This is a genomic window from Paraburkholderia sp. C35 (assembly GCF_003121405.1).
GTDB lineage: Bacteria > Pseudomonadota > Gammaproteobacteria > Burkholderiales > Burkholderiaceae > Paraburkholderia.
The window spans coordinates 47995-67093 of record NZ_QBUY01000044.1 but is presented as its reverse complement, the minus strand read 5'-3'; the positions used below and the strand labels follow the sequence as shown (position 1 = coordinate 67093).

The window sequence follows — 19099 nt, the reverse complement described above, 5'->3', positions numbered from 1 at the left end:
GTGTTAGCCCGCTTTCTTTTGCCTACTTTTCTTTGCGGCGGCAAAGAAAAGTAGGTGCCGCCCCGCACAGGGGCAACGCTAGCAGACCACTAACAAAAAGCGGACGCCACCGAACACCCCCTCGCCAGGGGCAAAAAAAAATCCCAGCGAATCTGAGTTTTGTATAGGGACGCAAAAGTAGCCCACGCCTATTCTGCCCAGCAAAAGACACGCACTGCACCCGGCAAAAAAAGCCAGATACCCGCTTCACAACAATCCTGACCGGCATCTCGATACACATGCCGCGCAGCAGTACCAGCAACGCACTCAGCTCTACGAATTGAATCGACGGACCAGCACGCAGGCTTGCGGAGAAGCCCAACCGCGCGCAGCACGCAGACCCCGATCGATTCCAGAAAAACCAGAGACTGGATGGAGACACAATGAAGAGGCAGATCGCAATTGCATCGGGCATCGTGTGCTTATGCATGATCCACAACGCGAACGCGCAATCGTCAGTCACGCTCTATGGCGTCATCGACAACGGCATCGAATATCAGAACCCAGGGACGGGCGCTACCACGCGCGCAGAATCCGGTGGCCTGTTCGCGAGCCGCTACGGCTTGAAGGGTAGCGAAGACATCGGCGGCGGCGTTCACGTCAACTTTCAGCTGGAACAAGGCTTCTCAGGCGTGACGGGTGCCGCTTCCAACGTCGCGGAAGCGTTCAACCGGCAGGCATGGATCGGCATGTCGGGCAGCTTCGGCGAAATGCGCGTCGGCCTGCAAAACACACCGCAATACATCTTCATGAACCCCGAACTCGATCCGCTCGCCGTGATGAGCATCGGTTCACCAATGAACAACTTCAACAGCCTCACAGTGCGCGTCAACAACGCGATCTCCTACTTTACGCCCACGGTGTATGGCCTCACCGCGCAGTTAATGGTGGCCATGCGCGATGCAACCACCAAACCGTCCAACGGATTGCAGTTCTACAACGCGGCGGTCCGCTATGTGAACGGCCCGTTCCGTGCAGCAGCAGGCTATGAACAGGCGGCCAACGCAGCGGGCACGTCGATACTGAAGATCTTCAACGCGGGTGCGTCGATGGGCGTCGGCGCGGCCCGCTTCTATCTCGCCTATCACACGGAACGGCAAACCGATGACAGCACGAAGCGCGACGTCTACGAGGCATCGGGATCGTATCTGTTCGGCCCTGCCGACATGGTGGCGCTCATGTACGGCTACGCACATGATCGAACCGGGCAGGGAAACAACGCGCAGCAGATCGGTCTTGCTTACGAACACTTTCTTTCAAAACGCACCACGTTGTACGCATCGACGGGATTCATCCAGAACCGCAATCAGGCGCACTTCACGCTCAACGGCACGGCCTACACGGGCGTAACGGTTGCGCCCGGCGCCGATACGCGCGGCATTACGCTGGGTTTGGTGCATACGTTCTGATGTCGTGCGTGTGATGGCATGGGGCCGTCCGGGTAAATCGCAAGTGTCCGCGTGCCGGGCGGTGTGGGAAGATCGGGAGAAACCTGGAGACGGTCGATCAGGCAGGCATCCAACCCTGTGATGAAGCAATGACGATGGCGGCCGATACCCAACCGGTCATGCCGTCAGAGAGACAAGATGACGTACAGTGCCATGGCAAAGGTTCAACCCAAGGGAAGCGACAAGGCGAAGCACGCTACCGTTCCGAAGGTCCGTTTGTATGTCGAGCGCCCGGAACAGGAGAACTGGTTCGTGCATGTCGGGCATGTGACGGATCGGGGCCGCTGGCGCACGGAACCGCATGCGCATCCGGCATATGGCCAGATCATCTTCGTGCGCAGCGGGCGTGGCGTCATGAATCTCGAAGGCAGCAGCGTGCCGTTCGAAGGCCCCTGCGCGTTGCTGCTGCCAACCGAATGCGTGCACGGACTCGACTACGAAGTCGATGTCGACCGCTGGGTCGTGACGATCGAGGTTGCTTACCTGACCCAGGTGAACGCCAAGCTCCATGAGTTCATCGAACTGTGGGCCGCGCCACGCATGATCCCCCTTTCCGATTCCACCGATGCAGGCATGGCCTTCTACACGCTGATCCAGCATCTGAAGGATGAAGTCGAATCCGATGCCGTCGGGCATGTGGTGGGCACGGAGGCCTCGCTCACGACGTTGCTGCTGATGGTGCTGCGTGAAGCCCGTCTCGATCAAACCGGCAGCGAGAGCGCGACGCGCAACGATATACGGCTTGTCGACCGCTTTCGCAAGCTGATCGACCAGCATTACCGCGAGAATCTGGCGCTGCAGGATTATGCGTCGATGATGGCGGTGTCGCTGGTGCAGCTGCGCGCCGCCTGCGCGTCGGCCACCGAGCAGAGCCCGACCAAGATGATTCACGCGCGCATCATTACGGAAGCGAAGCGCGATCTGATCTTCGGGAACATGTCGGTGGAACAGATCGCGTTCGGCCTTGGCTTCGCGGACGCCGCGTACTTCACGCGCTTCTTCCGCAGGGAAGTCGGCCAGGCGCCGAGCCAGTTTCGCGCGGCGGCACGTCAATGAATAGCTGACGGACGCGTGAGCCGATCGGATTCGCAATCGAAGAAAAATGCAGGCGAATCCGAGTTTTGTACAAGGACGCGCTGCCGCGAACCGATTACGCTTGGCCAATTTGATCTCTACGCTCACCGGTGATGACTCGGTTTTTTCAGAGAGACAGGCTAGTGCGATCCGGCGGCTTCGTTGCATTTGTCGCACTGACTTTGCTGACGGCACTGCTCGGCGCGTGCACCAGCGCCGTGACACGGCAAACAGATACGCAGACGGATCTCGTCTACGTCGGCACGCAAGCGAGTCAGATCCGCGCGCTACGATTCGATGCGGCAACGGGCAAGCTGAGCGCGATCGGTATCGTCGCGCAAGGTCCGAAATCGACATGGGTGGCCGCGCATCCAGCACACCCTGTGCTCTATGCCGTCGATGACGACAGCACCCACGAAGGCAGCGTGACCGCTTACGCAGTGAATCGTGCAACCGGTGCGTTGACGAAAGTGAACGCGGTGCCGGCGGGCGGCAATGGCACCACGAATCTCTGGATGGACGACAACGCAACGACCTTGCTCGCTGCCAATTTCAACAGCGGTTCAGTGTCGAGCATCACGGTCGAGCCTGACGGCAGCCTTGGCTCGCTCGTCTCGACGGTCAAGGAAACGGGTTCCGGACCAAACCGGCGGCAGGCAAGCGCTCATGCACATAGCGCTGTCGTCGATCCGTCCGGACGATATGCACTCGTGCCCGATCTCGGCGCAGATCGCGTGTTCGTCTATCGCTACGATCCAGTCACACACGCGCTGTTGCCCGACGAGGGAGACGGTCCGCATCCGTTCGTCGCGCCGACGGGCAGCGGCCCGCGGCATATCGCGTTCGGACCGGATGGCACGTTCGCGTATCTGCTCACGGAATTGTCGGCGGAAGTGATGGTGCTGCGTTGGGATGCGTCGAACGCCCGGTTCACGCTGGTGCAATCCGTGCCTGTCAGCAGTGCGGCGTTTCAAGGCGTGAAGAGTGGAGCTGAAATCGCCATCAGTGGCGACGGGCGCTTCGTCTACGTGGAAAACCGTGGCGAGAACGAACTCGTCGTGTATCGCGTGAATGCGGACTCGGGAACGCTTGCACTCATCCAGCGTGTCGCATCAGGTGGCGACAGACCGTGGGGCTTCGCGATTCATCCGTCGGGGAAATGGCTGCTGGTGGCGAATCAACGCAGCGGTACGGTGAATGTGTTCAGCGTCGATACATCGACGGGGAAGGTGGCGGACACGGGAGAGTCTGCGGCGATGCCGACGCCTGTGGGTATCGCGTTCGTGGAGTAGAAGCGCGAATCGGTGTTACGAATGGGTGTTACTTCTGAGCGTAATGCTTCAGCTCTATCTGGTGCCGACGGCGAGACTCGAACTCGCACAGCTTTCGCCACTACCCCCTCAAGATAGCGTGTCTACCAATTTCACCACGTCGGCATTCTTCGGTCTGGATGCCCCGGACATTGCGTCTCAGGAAATCCTGTCGGCGTGATGCGCTACGCCACCCAAGCAAGGGGCGCAATTGTAGCGACTAATGAACCGTTTTTGAAGAGGTGCGCACAAGAAGTTGAACCGTGCGGGTCCGACGCACAAAACATTGCCCGTCGAACCCGCACCGCAACGCAGTTTCTCCGCGCAAATTGCGTCATCGCGCGCGCTTCGCGCGAGGTTTTCCGACCGCATCGCCTTCGCCGACATCCTCCTGCGGATCTTCGCTTTCCATCTGCTGCTTGTCGGATTGCTCGAAGGCGGGCGCGACGGGTGTATCGCCGAGACCTTCTGCCTCGATCTGCCGTCGCGCCGTGTCCCAGTACTCGTCGGCGTGCTTCTTCGGGTCGCCGTCGCATTCCCAGAGATGGTACGCACGTTCGCGAATGCGTTCGTCGATCTCGCGTTCACTACTCACATCAGCCATGTCGTTCCCCTTGGATCAATAGCGCATTGGCATTGAGCATTCGCGATGCCTGATCCAGAAGACAGGAGACGCGCGCCCTCTCAGCCGATGCTCTCCAAAGGTGCATCGGCCTGATTGCGCTGCGCCATGCCGTCGCGCGGACCGGCGATGCCGAAATGCCTGGCGAGCGTATCGACGACATTCTCGGCCATGCTTCGGCGCGTCTCGCTGGTCGCCGAGCCGATGTGCGGCGTCAGCACCACGCGGCGGTCGCGGATCAGCGCATCGGGAACGAGCGGCTCGCGCTCGAACACATCGAGGGCCGCGCCGGCGAGGCCGTCTTGCGCCAGCGCCGCAATCAGTGCCGTTTCATCCACGACCGGGCCGCGCGAAATATTCACCAGATAGCCGTCAGGACCGAGCGCGCTGAGCACGGCCGCATCGATGAGATGATGTGTCGAAGGCGACAGTGGACAGGTGAGGATCAGCATGTCGCAATCGTGCGCGAGGCGGACGACGTTGTCATAGTACGGAATGTCGACCTGCTTGCGGCTCGGGCCGGAATACGCGAGCTTCGAACCGAACGCCTGCAGACGCTTTGCAATGGCCGAGCCGATCGTCCCAAGCCCGACGATGCCGATTTTCATGCGCGAAATCGAACGTCCGAGCGGATACTGTCCGTGCTCTGGCCACTTGCCCGCGCGCACGAACGAGTCCGCGTTGATGAAGTCGCGCGTGACGGCAAGCGCAAGACCAACCGCCGCATTCGCGACGTCTTCGGCCAGAATGTGCGACGTGTTCTCTATCTGGACGCCGCGTGCTTTCGCCGCGTGCACGTCGAGGTTGTCGAGGCCCGCGCTGTAGCTCGAAATGATCTCGACGGATGGCACGGCGTCCAGAAACGCAGCATCGATCTTCGTCTTGCGCAACGCAATGCCCCGCACGTCGCGGCCATGTTCCGCGAGAAACGCGGCAGCGGCGGCGGGATCTTTCGGCAGATCGAGCACGTTGAATAGCGCGTGCAATTCTGCGTTGGTCCACTCGGGCAATTCCGCCGCGTTGAGGATGGTTGGCCTGGTGCTGTCCTGTTGTTGCATAGCCTGATTTCCGCTGATGTCTGTTAAGTACCCGACGTGCTCATCTGCACGCGTTTAATGTTGCCCATGAACAGCAGATACACGACGGCCGCCACCAGACAGTGTGCCGCGACGAAGTAGAGCCCCACCGTATAGCCGCCCGTTGCCTGCACGATATAACCGAACACGATCGGCGTGACAATGCCGCCAATATTGCCGACGCAATTGAAGATCGCACCGGCAAGGCCGACGGCTTCGCGCGGCGCCGTATCGCTGACGATAGCCCAGGTGCCCGCACCCGCCGCCGCGCCCTTGCCGAAGAACGCGATCGTCATCAGCAGCACGATCACGAGATTGCTTTCGGTGAATGCCGACAGCACGAGGCAGCAGCCCACCAGCATGCCGACGATATACGGCGTTTTGCGCGCCCACGACACGCTCCAGCCGTGACGGATCAGCATGTCGGAAATCACACCGCCCGCAATGCCGCCGAGGAAGCCCGACACGGCGGGAATCATCGTGGCGAAGCCTGCTTCCATTACGTTCATGCCGCGTGCCTGCACGAGGTAGATCGGGAACCACGTGATGAAGAAATAGCTCAGTGCGATGGTGCAATACTGGCCGATATACGAGCACCACAGCATGCGGTTGCCAAGCAGCGTGCGCACCAGCGCCCACGAAACCGGCTGCCGCGTCTGCAATTCATGCTTCGAATCGATGTCGATCATCGCGCCGCCCGCGACGATGTGGTCGAGTTCACTCGCCGACACGCGTGGGTGCTTGCGCGGCTCATGCATCACGACAGCCCACAGGAACGCGGCTGCGATGCCGATCAGACCGAGCGCGAAGAACGGCGCGGGCCAACCGTATTTCGCGGTGAGCCAGCCTGCGAACGGCGAAAAAATCGCCACCGCGAAATACGAAGCCGAGGCGAACAGCGACGTCGCGAGTCCGCGTTCTTCCTTGGGAAACCACATCACGGCAACACGTCCGTTGGCCGGAAAGCTCGGCGCTTCGATCAACCCGAGCGCGAAGCGCAGTGCGAACAGCAGCGCGAGCGCAATGGACAGATCCGACGTTATGTTGCCGATCACGCCAACCAGCATGGTCGCAATCGACCACAGCACGAGCGTCGCGCCATACATCTTCTTGGTGCCGAGCCGGTCGAGCAGCAGCCCGCCCGGAATCTGCCCGACCACGTAAGCCCAGCTGAACGCGGACAGCACGTAACCGAGTTGCACGTGATTCAGCCCGAACTCCTTCGAAATGCCGGGACCGGCAATCGACAGAATGGCGCGGTCTGCATAGGCGACCGTCGCCAGCAGCAGGATGGTGGCGAGAATCGAGTAACGCGTGCGCGTCATGCGCGCCGACGCGGTCGATATATACTCGGACGTTCGGTGTGAAGCCATCTGTATCTCCTCCTTGGTGCCGCTGAACGGTTCGCAAGAATGGGGCTGCGCTGACGACGTATGCATGTGTCGATGCACGTCGTGCGCGGCCTTCTGGTGTGTTTATGTTTTGCATTAAACCGGCGGCACCCATGACCGTCAACCTTGATTGAGTCAATCAACGTGAAGAACTGGATCACCCAGGAGGAGGCGTGCGAGGCGCTCGGCGTGCGCAAGCAGACGCTCTATGCCTACGTCAGCCGTGGTCAGATCGAAGTGCGCTGGGACCCGGATCACGTCAGCCGCAAGCTCTATCGCGCGGCAGATATCTCGGCGCTGATGAAAAAGCGCGACCTCGGACGCGCTCGCAAGAACATCGCGGCAAGCACGATGGCGTGGGGCGAGCCGATCATCAACACGCACATCTCGACCATCGTTCGCGGGCGGCTTTACTACCGTGGCAAGGACGCAATCCAGCTGGCTGAAACGGCGACGCTGGAAATGGTCGCGCAACTGCTGTGGGATTGCGCTGAACTACCGCGCTTTAAAGGCTTTACGCCGATGCAGATAAACGGTTCGGCGAAGGCGCGGGCTTATGCAGCGCTCAGCGTGGCAGCAGCAGAGTCGAGCGTGCCCGAAGCGCTAGGCAATGCGCCGGACATCGGGCGCCTGCATGAAGAGGCGGCGGCGCTGACTGGCCGTCTCGCGAGTGCTTTTGTCGAATTCGATCCGCACGACGACGCGCCGCTGCATCTGCGGATCGCACGCGCATGGCGTGCCGAACGCCACGCCGAACTGTTGCGCCGCACGCTCGCGTTGCTGGCCGACCAGGAGTTGACCAGTTCGGCATTCGCTGCGCGAGTGGCGGCTTCCACAGGTGCGTCGCTTGCCGCATGCATGCTGGCGGGTCTGGCGGCATTCTCGGGGCCGCTGCACGGCGACGCGATTGCGCGCGTGCATGCGTTGATCGACGAAGCGCAGCGCTCGGGCGTCGAGGCAACCGTGCAGCAGCGCGTAGCCGACCAGCAACCGTTGCCGGGCTTCGGACATGAGTTGTATCCGCAAGGCGATCCGCGTGCCGCCTGTCTGCTGTCGAGGTTGAAACCGTCGAAAACGACTCGCGAGTTGATCGCTTGCGTCGACAGATTGACGGGCAAGCATCCCACCATCGACATCGCGCTCGCCGCGCTCGTCGAGCATTGCCAGTTGCAGAGAGACGCGGCCTTCGCGCTATTCGCGATTGCGCGCAGCATCGGCTGGGCCGCGCATTCGATCGAACAGATGACGGGCGGGACGCTGCTGCGTCCTCGCGCGCATTATGTCGGTCCCGCTGTTGCGGAAGGTGGTGGAGCCGAAGGCGAAGACGACGACCCGTCGGCCTGACAACCTATCGTCTGGCGTGACGGCGCCTCGTTACCAGCGCAACAGCTTCGGCCCGAGCCACGCGCCGATGGCCGCGGGCAGCAACATCCCGATTGCGTACCAGACGCTCCAGAACGCAGGACTCATCTCGGGACAATGCAGGCAGTACACGACCGTCGCCGTCGAACTGGCGAGCAGTCCGGCAACGGCGCCTGCAAGCCGTAACTCCGTGGGCGCCAGCGCCTTCACTGCCCAGAACACGGCGGGGAAAGTCGGTACCGACAGCAGCATGATATTGAACGGGCATGTTCGCCAGGTATGGCCGAGCACGATCGCGAGGCGCGCGCCGGGTGCGGCGCTGTCGAGCACCATCATGCTCGCGGCCCACACTGCGACGAACGGCAACGCGATGATCGCCCACGAATAGCCGGCCCGCGCGCCCGGCCTGCCGAGCCGCGTCACGGCGAGCATCGCGCCCACGGCGATGGCGAGCGGATACGCCAGCTTCGCCCAGAAGACGGTGGTGCGCGCGACGGCGGCGAGATCGTGCCGCACGCCGAACACCACGCTCATCAGGATCAGCGATCCCAATCCCCCGAGCAGCAGCGCCTTGGCGAAACGGCGCGCGATGGCGCCGCGGTCCACCTGCGTCACCTGATTCGAGAGGAGGCCAATGAAGTCGTCGGTTTTCATCGCAGCCCCCGGATGAGCGTGGCCAGTGCCTTGAGACCACGGTGCACGCCGACCTTGACGGCCGATTCCGACAGCCCCGTGAGGCGCGCCGTCTCCGTGACCGACAGCCCTTCGAGCTTCATGTGGACGATAGGCAGCCGCTGCTTGTCGGGCAGATGCTCGAGCAGCTTGCCGATGTCGTGACGCGCCTGCGCCGGCTCGTCGTCGGTATCGGCGAGCAGTTCGGCGTAATCGTCGAGCGGGTCTTGCAAGGATTCGCGGCGGGCGCGCGAGCGGAAATAATCCATCAGTTTGTAGCGGGCGATGGCATGCAGCCACGCGGTCAGCGGCTCGTCCGGTCGATAGGTGTGGCGGGAATTATGCACGGCGAGCAGGATCTCCTGGACGAGGTCTTCGACATCGTCGCGATACTGCGGGATACGTCTGCGCAGAAAGCCGCGCAGATGACGCGTCAGTGCCTGCAGAAAGCTGCGATAGGCGTCGGCATCGCCGTCGAGACCGCGTACGAACAATGCTTTCAGCCGGCTTTCCGCTTCTTGCAACATGGCTCCTCGATTGGCGGGACGGCGAGACGACGTCGCCGGTGCGTGTGCCGGCGCTGCAGCGAGCGGCAAGCCGGGCTGCAGGTCGATCGTGTCGGCGTAGCCAAAGCTGTGATGCGCCACTATAGCGCGGTCGTCATCCATCGTCGTCACCCGCCTCCTTTAACGGGTTAATTCGGCGGGCAGCCTGCGTTGGTTACACGGCGCGCAAAATTTTTTTATTCAGCGACAAAACGGCGCGACGGTCGAAAGAAAATCGCGCTGCGCTGTAACCAGACTCGTGTCCTCAACGAATTGACAGGTATCCGACCGTCAAGGCGATCGACATGGACACGATGAAAGCGACTCTGGCGCCCGCACGCCAAACCGTACCGCAGAAAACTCCCATTCATCCCGTCTGGCTGCGTGTCACGCATTGGCTTAACGCGCTTGCGGCGCTGATCATGATGTTGTCGGGCTGGCGCATTTATGACGCGTCGCCCGTGTTCAGCGGCATCGTGATTCCGCCTGCCATCACGTTGGGCGGCTGGCTGGGCGGCGCGCTGCAATGGCACTTCGCGGCGATGTGGCTGCTGGTGTTCAACGGCATCGTCTATCTCGCGCTCAACATCGCGAGCGGGCGCTTCATGGCGAAGTTCTTTCCGCTGTCGCCGCGCGCCGTGCTGCACGATTTGCTCGCCGCGCTGCGCGGCAAGCTCTCGCATGCGGATCTGCGCCAGTACAACGCGGTGCAGAAGCTCGCTTACCTGTTCGTGATCGTCGATCTGATCGTGCTCGTGCTGTCGGGGCTTGCCATCTGGAAGTCGGTGCAGTTTCCGCTGTTGCGCGAACTGATGGGCGGCTACGACAACGCGCGTGTCGTGCATTTCTGCGCGATGGCGCTGATGGCGGCGTTTATCGCCGTGCATGTCGCGATGGTCGCACTCGTGCCGCGCTCGCTGCTGACCATGCTGCGCGGCCGCTGATCGACACACGGAAACATGCGATGAAATCCGACGACAAGACCCTCATCAAACTCGACCGCGCAGCGATTCTCGCCGATGCGCGCCGCGAACTCGACAATCCTTCGCGCCGTCTGTTCGGCAAGCGCCTGCTGACGCTAGGCGGCCTGTCGCTGCTAACCGGCTGCTCGATCACCGACGAGAAATCGGTCGACACGTTTCTCACTGCCGTGTCGCGTCTGAACGATCGCGCGCAGGCGTTCCTGTTCGATCCGAAGCAGCTTGCGCCGACCTATACGGAAGCACAAATCACGCGCCCATTCCCGTTCAACGCGTTCTATGGTATCGACGACGTGCCCGATGTGGACGGCAGCGACTATCGGCTGGCAGTGAGCGGTCTCGTGACGGGACAGCGTGTGTGGGCGCTGCCCGAGCTGTACGCGCTGCCTCACGCGGAACAGATCACGCGGCATATCTGCGTGGAAGGCTGGAGCGCGATCGGACGCTGGGGCGGCACACCGTTCGCCGACTTCCTGCGCCGCGTGGGCGCGGACACGACGGCGAAGTACGTCGGCTTTCGCTGCGCAGACGATTACTACGAAAGCATCGACATGCCGACCGCGTTGCATCCGCAGACCTTGCTCACGTTCGACTACGACGGCCAGCGTCTGCCCGCGAAATACGGCTATCCGATGAAGCTGCGCATGCCGACCAAGCTCGGCTACAAGAACCCGAAGCATATCGTCGAGATGTTCGTGACCAATACGTATCCGGGCGGCTACTGGGTCGATCAGGGTTACAACTGGTTCGGCGGTTCGTGAGCGTGACGCGTTTTTTTCTGGTTCCGGCAGAGCCGGATACCACTTTCTACCCACCAAGGAGATGAGCAATGAAACGACTGATGACAGCAGTATTCGCAGCAGCCCTCGCAATGAGCACGACCGCCGTCTTCGCGCAGGCAAGCGGCGCCATGGCAAACGATGCGATGAGCAAGGACAACATGTCGCACGACGCGATGAAGAAGGACAACATGTCGCACGATTCGATGAAGAAGAGCAGCAAGATGAAGAAGCATGACGCGATGGGCATGAACCATCCGGCATCGGGCGCGATGTCGCAGTAAGCATGCTGTCCCGCGCGGGACACGAGACAGGGCGCGCAGGCACGCCCTGTCTCGTTGCGTTTGTACGATCCTGGGTATGATCCGCGACATCATCGTCGCTGCATTCACCAGGACTTCACATGAGCTCAGGCAGGCAACCCAAACGCGACCTTCCCGACAAACACGATCTGGAAGCCATGTCGGCATTCCGCTATGAGTTGCGCAAGTTTCTGCGGGTATCGGAAGAGATCGCCAACGCGGCGGGCATCACCACATTGCAATATCAACTGCTGCTGCATGTGCGCGGCTTCGAGGGGCGGCAATGGGCGACGGTCGGCGAACTGGCCGAGCGTTTGCAGGCCGCGCCAAATGGCACCGCTGCGCTCGTGTCGCGCTGCGAATCGGTGGGACTCGTGATCCGCAAGCCCGACGCCGAAGATCGCCGTCAGGTCCAGGTGCATCTGACGCCGAAAGGCGAACGCCTTCTGCTCAAACTCGCCGCCGAGCATAAGTCGCACTACGGCTCGTTCGGCTGGGTGTTCGGCGACGCAAGCGAGTAGCGTTTCACGCATCGGGCTATAAGTGCCGAAAAACAGGGTGTCGCGCATTTATGTCACAATGTGCCTTATCTGGCTCCGGCCACCTGACTTCCCCGATGCGCATTCCCGTATTTCCCGACCGGCGCGCGCTGCGGCGCGCGAGGCGCCTTTGGCTGCATTACGGCGTGGTCTGGCTCGGCGCTGTCGCGACCGGGCTTGTCGCCGTCATGTACGCGTGGCTGATCGATTTTGGCTACGACACGTTCCTGCGCTACACGACGCGTTTCTGGTGGCTACCGCTTGTCCTGACGCCCGCAGTGGGCGCGCTCGGCGTGTGGATCACGCGGCGCTGGTTCGCCGGTGCCGAAGGCAGCGGCATTCCGCAAGTGATCGCGACGCTTCACGATGGGCGCGAACTCGGCCCACGCCTGCTGAATCTGCGCATTCTGGTGGGCAAGATCGCCGTATCGTTCCTGTCGATTCTCGGCGGCTTCACGATTGGCCGCGAAGGGCCGACCATCCACGTCGGCGCGGCGCTGATGTTCAGCCTGCGGCGTTTCTATCCCGCGCGCTTTCGCAGCCTGCGCGGCGTGAGCCTGGAGCGCAAGCTGGCGCTGGCGGGCGCGGCGGCAGGGCTATCCGCCGCGTTCAATGCGCCGCTCGCGGGCGTGGTGTTCGCCATCGAAGAACTGACCCGCAGCTTCGAAACGCGCACCAGTGGCGTGCTGATCACCGCGATCATCTTCGCGGGTGTCGTGTCGCTGGGTTTGCAGGGCAATTACACGTACTTCGGCACGATCAATATCGACGGGCATTTTCCTGATCTGCTCGTGGTCGCCGTGGTGTTGCTCGGCATCCTGACGGGCGTGGCGGGCGGCGCGTTCTGCTGGCTGCTGCTGAATACCGGGCGCTGGATGCCGGCACGGCTCGTCGAATGGCGCAAGGGACATCCCGTTGCGTTCGGCGCCGCGTGCGGGCTGTTCATTGCCGTGATCGGTGTGGTGGCGGGCGGCCATACGTTCGGCAGCGGTTATGCCGAAGCGCGCGGCATGCTGGAAGGTCATTCGCAGCTCGGCGTGAGCTATCCGCTGCTGAAAATGGCGTCGATGGTCGGCTCGTATCTGCCCGGCGCGCCAGGCGGTCTGTTTGCGCCTTCGCTGGCGATTGGCGCGGGCATCGGCAACGCGCTGCATCTTCTGTTCGGTCAGATGCAACTGCCCATGTTGATCGCGCTCGGCATGGTCGGCTATCTCGCCGCCGTCACGCAAAGTCCCATCACGTCGTTTGTCATCGTGATCGAGATGATCAACGGACATGCGCTGGTGCTGTCGCTGATGGCGACGGCGCTGATTTCGAGCCAGGTGTCGAAGCTGTTCGCGCCGCCGCTTTATGAAGCGTTGGCGCAGCGCTATATCGCGAAGCCCGAATAGTCTCGCGATGCAACGCTGCGCTCATTCATCACTGGCTGGGCAGCGCATACGCGATCACATAGTCGCCGAGCTTGGTGCCGAACGATCCATGTCCGCCCGCTGCGATCACGACGAACTGCTTGCCGCCCGCTTCATACGTCATCGGCGTGGCCTGGCCGCCTGCAGGTAGTCGTGCCTGCCATAGTTCTGCGCCCGTGTCCGTGCTGAAGGCGCGCAGATAGTTGTCCGCTGTCGCGCCGATGAAGAACACATGTCCCGCTGTCGTCATCGGGCCACCGAGCATCGGCATGCCCATCCTGAACGGCAACGGAACGGGCGAACTGTCGCGCACCGTGCCGATACGCTTTTTCCACACCACCTGATTCGTCTTCAGATCGAGCGCCGCAACGTAGCCCCACGCGGGCTGCTTGCAAGGCAAGCCGATGGGCGACAGAAACGGATTGAGCGTCACGCCGAAGCGCGCGCCGTATTGCGGCTGGATGCCGGATTCCGTGCCCGTGCCTCCGCCGCCGCTTGCGGGCGGCTCGATGGGATTGCCCGGCCCGCGCGCGATGAGTCTCGACACGAACGGCAGTGCAATCGGGTTGGCAATCGCGAGTTGCCGGTCGGTGTCGACGGCAAGACCGCCCCATTCGAACATGCCGAGATTGCCGGGAAACACGAGCGTGCCTTGTTCGGACGGCGGCGTGAACGGACCCTCGTAGCGCAGCCGGTGAAACATCACCCGGCACGCGAGCTGATCGAACATCGTCGCGCCCCACATGTCGGCGCCCGACAGGTTGTTTGCAGGCCGGAATGTGAGCTGCGAGAACGGCTGCGTCGGCGAAACGTGGTCGCCTGCCGCCGCGCCCTGCGGCACGGGCTGCTCGGGCGCGGGTACGATCGGCGTGCCCGTGCGGCGGTCGAGCACGAAGATGTTGCCCGTCTTGGCGGGCGCATAGATGGCGGGCACGACGTTGCCGCTGCGGTCCGTGATGTCGGCGATGGTCGGCTGTGCGGGCAGGTCCATGTCCCACAGATCGTGATGCACCGTCTGGTAGAACCACGCGAGCTTACCCGTCGATGCATGCAGCGCGAGCAGACCGCTCGCATAGCGCTCGTCCTGCGGCGTGCGGTCGCCGCCCCAGATGTCCGGCGTTCTCACGCCCATGGGCAGATAGACGAGATCGAGCTTCGCATCGTAAGTAGCGGGCGCCCACGAATTCGGCGAATTGATCGTGTACGCATGCTGGTCGTCGGGAATGACGTTCGGCGCGTCGGAACCGGGATCGAACGCCCACACGAGTTTGCCCGTATCCACGTCGAAGCCGCGGATCACGCCGGACGGCTCACGGGTGGAATAGTTGTCGGTCACCGCGCCCGCCATCACGATGATCTTGTCGGTGACGATGGGCGGCGAGGTCGGCTCATACTGGCCCGGCGTCTTTACCGGTTGCAGATGCTGAAGATCGAGATCGCCGTTATTGCCGAAACCGGCGCAGCGCTGCCCTGTGGCGGCATCGAGTTCATACAGATGGCCGTCGTTGACGGGCAGCAGCACGCGTCGCGCACAGGCGGGCAATGCGCGTTGCGCGGCTTCGTCTTTCGCAGCGGCGGCTGCCGCCGTCTGGTAGTACGACACGCCGCGGCAGGTGACGTGCTGGAATGTCGGGTTGGCCTTCAGGCCCGGATCGAAGCGCCATTTCTCCTTGCCCGTCGCGGCATCCAGCGCGAACAGGATCTGATGCGGCGAGCACAGATAGAGCTCATCGCCCACTTTCAGCGGCGTGACTTCGTCGGTGATTTCGCCGGGATCGTTCGGGCCTTTCTTGTCACCCGTTTCGAAGGTCCACGCAACCTGCAGGTTCTTGACGTTGTCCTGATTGATCTGCGTGAGCGGTGAATAACGGGTGCCCGCCTGCGTGCGGCCGTATGCCGTCCATTCTGCGGCAGGCGTATCGGGAGGCGCCATCGACGTGGCCGCGCTTTGCTCGACCTTGCCGTTGATCTCCTGCGGATCGTTGAACGAAGCGTAGACGAGAGCGACGCCGGTGATAACCAGGCAGACCGCGAGCGCAACAGCGCCGGGCCGCGCGGGGAGCGCGAAAGTGCGATAGACGAACGGCAGCAGCAGCCAGACACCGAAGACAACGAGGACATCGGTGCGCGGTGCGAGCGCCCAGAAATCGAAGCCCGCTTCGAAGACGGCCCATATCAGCGTGCCGATCAGCAGCAGCGCATACAGCAGCAACGCGGAACCGTTGCCGCGATGGATCAGCCATGCGACGGCCAGCAGGACGACACCCGCGACGATGTAATACGGCGAGCCGCCTATCGTGACGAGCCAGATGCCGCCCGCCAGCAGATACAGCCCCGCGAGCAAGGCGAAGAGCACGCTGAGCCATCGCGCGATACCTGGCCTGGGTGGTTGCACGGACATGCCGCTGGCCGCGCGCTTCGAGGTATCCGTCTTGTTCACGTCGTTCATGCTGATAGCCTCCGCTTCCGTGCTTCACCATGCGCTGCGCGTGTGCCGCTCAACCCGTACCGCTCAGCAACATGCGGACCTGCTCGCGTATGCAAAGTGGATCAGTGCTTTATCGACAGTGTTTCATCGTGCACCCTGGACGGATGCATCGCAAGCGAGGGACTTCGAAGGTTGGGAGAGGAGAGAAACGATGGCGTTGCTACACATCGCGCAGCACGCGATTCACGAGTGGACGAACGAGGAGGCTGTGAATGTCGTGTACGACTGGAATCCGATCGACTGCGCCCCTTGACGCAGCGCAAACGTTAGCGCGCATAAAGCGGGTCTGCGAGCGTCGCATAAATGACGAAATTTGGGAAATGCCAAGTATTACAACGGATTACGTGTGCTATCGTTCGGACTTTTCGCGGACATTCTTATTCCGGTCCGCCTATTCTGACAGATTCTTTACAGTCAAAAGAGCGTCCGGTAGTCCGGCCAAGACGATTTCATGCAAGTACACAATGCCCGTCGCTGGGCGCCTCGGGGGGCGCGACGGTGGATTGGCGCCGTTGCCGCGCTCTGCATCGCGAGCGGCGTGCGCCTTCTGCTCCACCCGGTGCTCGGCCCTGTGATGCCGGGGACCGCTTTCAGCATTGCAGCCGTGCTGGTCGAATATTACTTTGGCCTTGCTCCTGCGCTGACGGTGATGCTCGCCGGCTTGGGCATCGCCGACTATCTGTTCGTGCCGCCCTACGCAATGCTCGGCGTCATCAACCGTTCCGATGTGCTGTTCGTCACGTCGTATCCGATCGTCGCGCTGCTGCTCATTACGTTGATCGAGCGATTGCGGCGTGCGCAATTTCGCGCTGAGCTGATTACGTCGGTTGCGCAGTCGCGTTACGAAATGCTGCTGCGCCACGACAACGACCGCATGCTCGCGCATCGGGCTGTCGATGAGACGCATCGGCTGCTGCGGCATCTGTCGCAACATAGCAAATCCTTCGTGCTGATCCAGGCGCTCGAGCGCATGCCCGAGTGGACCCATGGCGTCGACGCGGCGAGTACGGCCAGCGCAGCACGAGGCGCTGCTGCATCCAACGCCCCATCAAGCGCAGAGACGTCAGCGCTGGCGGCCACACTGCCTTTGCCTCCCGCTGAAATCGCGCCAGGGCCGCGCTTCGACGATGTCGAGCCGGAAGACATTCGCCGCCTCTCGAATGCGCTGTGGCCGGGCCGGCATCGTTTGCGGCTGCGCGAGAGCCACGCCGCCGCTGCACACGCGCCGGCAGGCGCGCACGGCACGCCAGCCGATAGCGCCGCGCATCTCGTCGATTGCGTGTGCGAACGCTTCACCACGCACGCGGGCGATTTCCTCGTGCTGCGCATCGGCGAGTAACACACATGAAAACCTCGGTTCGCACGATTTTCAACGAAGGCGACGGCCACGCCGTACTGATGCTGCACGGCCTGTCCAGTTCGCCGCTCGAACTGCGCTACCTCGCCCGCTTTCTGAACGACGAAGGCTTCACGACGTGCGTGCCCGTACTGAACGGCTACACGGCCGGCTCGCCGGAGCAGGCGATGGAGCACTGGCTCGACGCGGCGACGCGCGAGTTCGACGCGCTGGCCGCACGTCACGAACGCGTGTCGATCTGCGGGCTGTCGATCGGTGCGGCGCTCGCGCTTGCGCTGGTGCATCGGCGTCCGCAGGCGCAGGCCGTCGCGCTGCTGTCGCTGACGCTTGCTTATGATGGCTGGGCCATTCCGTGGTATCGCTTTCTGCTGAACTGGGCGTACTACTCGCCGTTACGTTCGCGCTACCGGTATCGCGAATCGGCGCCGTACGGACTGCGTAACGACGCACTGCGCGCCAAGATCGCGCGTGCGATGGAGCGCGACGACTTCAGCGAAGTCGGTCCTTCGACGATCTCGCTGCCCGCGCTGCACGAAGCGAGCCGCCTCGCGGCGACCGTGCGTTCGCAGGTGCGCACGATCCGCAACGACTGCCTGATCATTCACGCCATCGACGACGAAACATCCAGCCCGCGCAATCCGCGCTTCGTTGCTTCCGAGATCGAATCGACATTCCTGCGCACGATTTGGCTCGACGATTCGTATCACATGATCACCTCGGATAACGAGCGCGAAATCGTTGCGCGCGAAACTGCGCTGTTTCTGCGCGAAAGCGAAATCACCAGCCGCACGGGCGATGCGGGCGGAAAGCCGGTGGTATCGAAAGCGCTTGCCCGCAGGTTGCGGCAGCTGGCAGCAATGGGTAAAGGACGCGCGTGATGTCGAAGCATGAAAGCATGTTGCTGGCGAAGCGCGCCAGTGTGTTCGCCGCTGCAATGACGCTGGTCTACGCAACCAACGCGATGGCCGACGACGCCGTGACGCCGCCAGATAACAGCGTTGCCGCGCAGCCGGCCAGCAAGTGGAAGATCGGCGTGGGGCCGGGCGTGTTCATCACGCCGCAGTATCCGGGTTCGCACGAGTTGCGCTATATCCCGTTCCCTTCGCTCGATATTTCCTACGATGACCGCGTGTTCTCGCAAGGCCCGGACGTGCTGGGACTGAACGTGATCCGCAGCGAGAACTATCACGTCGGCGCCTCGATCAGCTTCGATTTCCAGTCGCGCCAGGAAAAGGACGATCCGCATCTGCATGGCCTGGGCAATGTGGACGCAGGCCCGAAACTCAAGCTCTTTGCCGATTACACGGTGTGGGCGTTCACCGGATCGGTCGCGCTGTATCAGGACATCGCCGGGCATGGCCAGGGCAAGACCGTTGTCACCGATCTCTATGCGTCGCTGCCTGCGGGCGGCTGGCTGTTTTCGGTGGGGCCGGGCTTTACGTGGGCCGACGCGCTTTATACGCGGACGTTCTTTGGCGTGTCGGGCCAGCAAAGCGCGGCATCGGGATTGCCCGCCTACAGCACGGGCTCGGGCATTCGCGACGTGCATCTGAATGCTTACGTCAGCTACGATATTTCGAAGCACTGGTACGCTTCCGTTGCGATGACGCTCGGTCGTCTGGAGCACTATGCCGCAGCGAGTCCTATTACCGAGCGTCGAAGCGAACTCAATACGCTTGCGTCGGTGTATTACCGGTTCTGACTGT

At 62.3% G+C, this 19099-nt stretch carries 18 protein-coding genes and 1 tRNA gene; 12 read left to right on the top strand and 7 right to left on the bottom strand.

The features are described 5' to 3' along the window. Nucleotides 1-422: 422 nt before the first annotated feature. The 3 genes from DK391_RS24120 to DK391_RS24110 all read left to right on the top strand — a co-directional run bounded on the left by DK391_RS24120 (nucleotide 423) and on the right by DK391_RS24110 (nucleotide 3853). Nucleotides 423-1448 (top strand): porin, encoded by a 1026-nt coding sequence (locus DK391_RS24120; protein ID WP_109480505.1) that lies wholly within the window; start codon nucleotides 423-425, stop codon nucleotides 1446-1448. 177 nt (nucleotides 1449-1625) lie between these two features. After that, the gene (locus DK391_RS24115) at nucleotides 1626-2543 is read left to right on the top strand and encodes a helix-turn-helix domain-containing protein (RefSeq protein ID WP_109480504.1); all 918 of its coding nucleotides are present in this window, start codon (nucleotides 1626-1628) and stop codon (nucleotides 2541-2543) included. 236 nt (nucleotides 2544-2779) lie between these two features. Next, nucleotides 2780-3853, top strand: a complete 1074-nt coding sequence (locus DK391_RS24110) for a lactonase family protein (protein ID WP_239482931.1) — start codon at nucleotides 2780-2782, stop codon at nucleotides 3851-3853. A 59-nt stretch (nucleotides 3854-3912) separates the two neighbouring features. On the opposite strand, the gene DK391_RS24105 is transcribed toward DK391_RS24110, so the two are convergent. The 4 genes from DK391_RS24105 to DK391_RS24090 all read right to left on the bottom strand — a co-directional run bounded on the left by DK391_RS24105 (nucleotide 3913) and on the right by DK391_RS24090 (nucleotide 6942). Continuing rightward, nucleotides 3913-3997: transfer RNA gene (locus DK391_RS24105), tRNA-Leu, on the bottom strand. A 208-nt stretch (nucleotides 3998-4205) separates the two neighbouring features. Then, the gene (locus tag DK391_RS24100) at nucleotides 4206-4475 is read right to left on the bottom strand and encodes a DUF2934 domain-containing protein (protein ID WP_109480502.1); all 270 of its coding nucleotides are present in this window, start codon (nucleotides 4473-4475) and stop codon (nucleotides 4206-4208) included. Between the two features lie 80 nt (nucleotides 4476-4555). Beyond that, nucleotides 4556-5551, bottom strand: coding sequence for a 2-hydroxyacid dehydrogenase (locus tag DK391_RS24095; protein WP_109480501.1), 996 nt, complete (start codon nucleotides 5549-5551; stop codon nucleotides 4556-4558). 23 nt (nucleotides 5552-5574) lie between these two features. Next, nucleotides 5575-6942 (bottom strand): MFS transporter, encoded by a 1368-nt coding sequence (locus DK391_RS24090; RefSeq protein ID WP_109480500.1) that lies wholly within the window; start codon nucleotides 6940-6942, stop codon nucleotides 5575-5577. Nucleotides 6943-7086: 144 nt separating this feature from the next. Here DK391_RS24090 and DK391_RS24085 point away from each other — a divergent pair, with 144 nt between their 5' ends. After that, complete coding sequence (locus DK391_RS24085; protein ID WP_343225445.1) at nucleotides 7087-8304, top strand: citrate synthase family protein; 1218 nt, start codon at nucleotides 7087-7089, stop codon at nucleotides 8302-8304. 30 nt (nucleotides 8305-8334) lie between these two features. Here DK391_RS24085 and DK391_RS24080 read toward each other — a convergent pair whose 3' ends face one another. Together DK391_RS24080 and DK391_RS24075 are read right to left on the bottom strand one after the other, a co-directional pair. Beyond that, entirely contained in the window at nucleotides 8335-8976 is a 642-nt protein-coding gene (locus DK391_RS24080) for a DUF1109 domain-containing protein (RefSeq protein WP_109480499.1), read from the bottom strand. Continuing rightward, nucleotides 8973-9518 carry a sigma-70 family RNA polymerase sigma factor gene (locus tag DK391_RS24075; RefSeq protein ID WP_109480511.1) on the bottom strand — a complete coding sequence of 182 codons (546 nt, stop codon included), beginning with the start codon at nucleotides 9516-9518 and terminating at the stop codon, nucleotides 8973-8975. The genes DK391_RS24080 and DK391_RS24075 overlap by 4 nt, the downstream gene beginning before the upstream one ends. Nucleotides 9519-9844: 326 nt before the next feature. On the opposite strand from DK391_RS24075, the gene DK391_RS24070 reads away from it, so the two are divergent. The 5 genes from DK391_RS24070 to DK391_RS24050 all read left to right on the top strand — a co-directional run bounded on the left by DK391_RS24070 (nucleotide 9845) and on the right by DK391_RS24050 (nucleotide 13530). Beyond that, nucleotides 9845-10483 (top strand): cytochrome b/b6 domain-containing protein, encoded by a 639-nt coding sequence (locus tag DK391_RS24070; RefSeq protein WP_109480498.1) that lies wholly within the window; start codon nucleotides 9845-9847, stop codon nucleotides 10481-10483. Nucleotides 10484-10503: 20 nt separating this feature from the next. Then, the gene (locus tag DK391_RS24065; protein WP_109480497.1) at nucleotides 10504-11280 is read left to right on the top strand and encodes a molybdopterin-dependent oxidoreductase; all 777 of its coding nucleotides are present in this window, start codon (nucleotides 10504-10506) and stop codon (nucleotides 11278-11280) included. A 68-nt stretch (nucleotides 11281-11348) separates the two neighbouring features. After that, a complete protein-coding gene (locus DK391_RS24060; protein WP_109480496.1) occupies nucleotides 11349-11582 on the top strand; it encodes a pentapeptide MXKDX repeat protein in 234 nt (77 codons plus the stop codon). A 119-nt stretch (nucleotides 11583-11701) separates the two neighbouring features. Then, nucleotides 11702-12121, top strand: a complete 420-nt coding sequence (locus DK391_RS24055) for a MarR family winged helix-turn-helix transcriptional regulator (protein ID WP_109480495.1) — start codon at nucleotides 11702-11704, stop codon at nucleotides 12119-12121. A 95-nt stretch (nucleotides 12122-12216) separates the two neighbouring features. Continuing rightward, nucleotides 12217-13530 (top strand): chloride channel protein, encoded by a 1314-nt coding sequence (locus DK391_RS24050; protein WP_109480494.1) that lies wholly within the window; start codon nucleotides 12217-12219, stop codon nucleotides 13528-13530. A 28-nt stretch (nucleotides 13531-13558) separates the two neighbouring features. Here the strand turns inward: DK391_RS24050 and DK391_RS24045 are convergent, their stop codons facing one another. Beyond that, nucleotides 13559-15949 carry a glucose/quinate/shikimate family membrane-bound PQQ-dependent dehydrogenase gene (locus tag DK391_RS24045; protein ID WP_109480510.1) on the bottom strand — a complete coding sequence of 797 codons (2391 nt, stop codon included), beginning with the start codon at nucleotides 15947-15949 and terminating at the stop codon, nucleotides 13559-13561. A 538-nt stretch (nucleotides 15950-16487) separates the two neighbouring features. Here DK391_RS24045 and DK391_RS24035 point away from each other — a divergent pair. The 3 genes from DK391_RS24035 to DK391_RS24025 are packed head-to-tail and all read left to right on the top strand — an operon-like array spanning nucleotide 16488 to nucleotide 19095. Further along, the gene (locus DK391_RS24035) at nucleotides 16488-17375 is read left to right on the top strand and encodes a DUF4118 domain-containing protein (RefSeq protein ID WP_109480492.1); all 888 of its coding nucleotides are present in this window, start codon (nucleotides 16488-16490) and stop codon (nucleotides 17373-17375) included. Between the two features lie 5 nt (nucleotides 17376-17380). Beyond that, nucleotides 17381-18271: an alpha/beta fold hydrolase gene (locus DK391_RS24030; RefSeq protein ID WP_109480491.1), complete on the top strand. Its 891-nt coding sequence runs from the start codon at nucleotides 17381-17383 to the stop codon at nucleotides 18269-18271. Beyond that, nucleotides 18271-19095 (top strand): MipA/OmpV family protein, encoded by an 825-nt coding sequence (locus DK391_RS24025; RefSeq protein WP_109480490.1) that lies wholly within the window; start codon nucleotides 18271-18273, stop codon nucleotides 19093-19095. Before DK391_RS24030 ends, DK391_RS24025 begins: the two co-directional genes overlap by 1 nt. The last annotated feature ends 4 nt before the right edge of the window (nucleotides 19096-19099 follow it).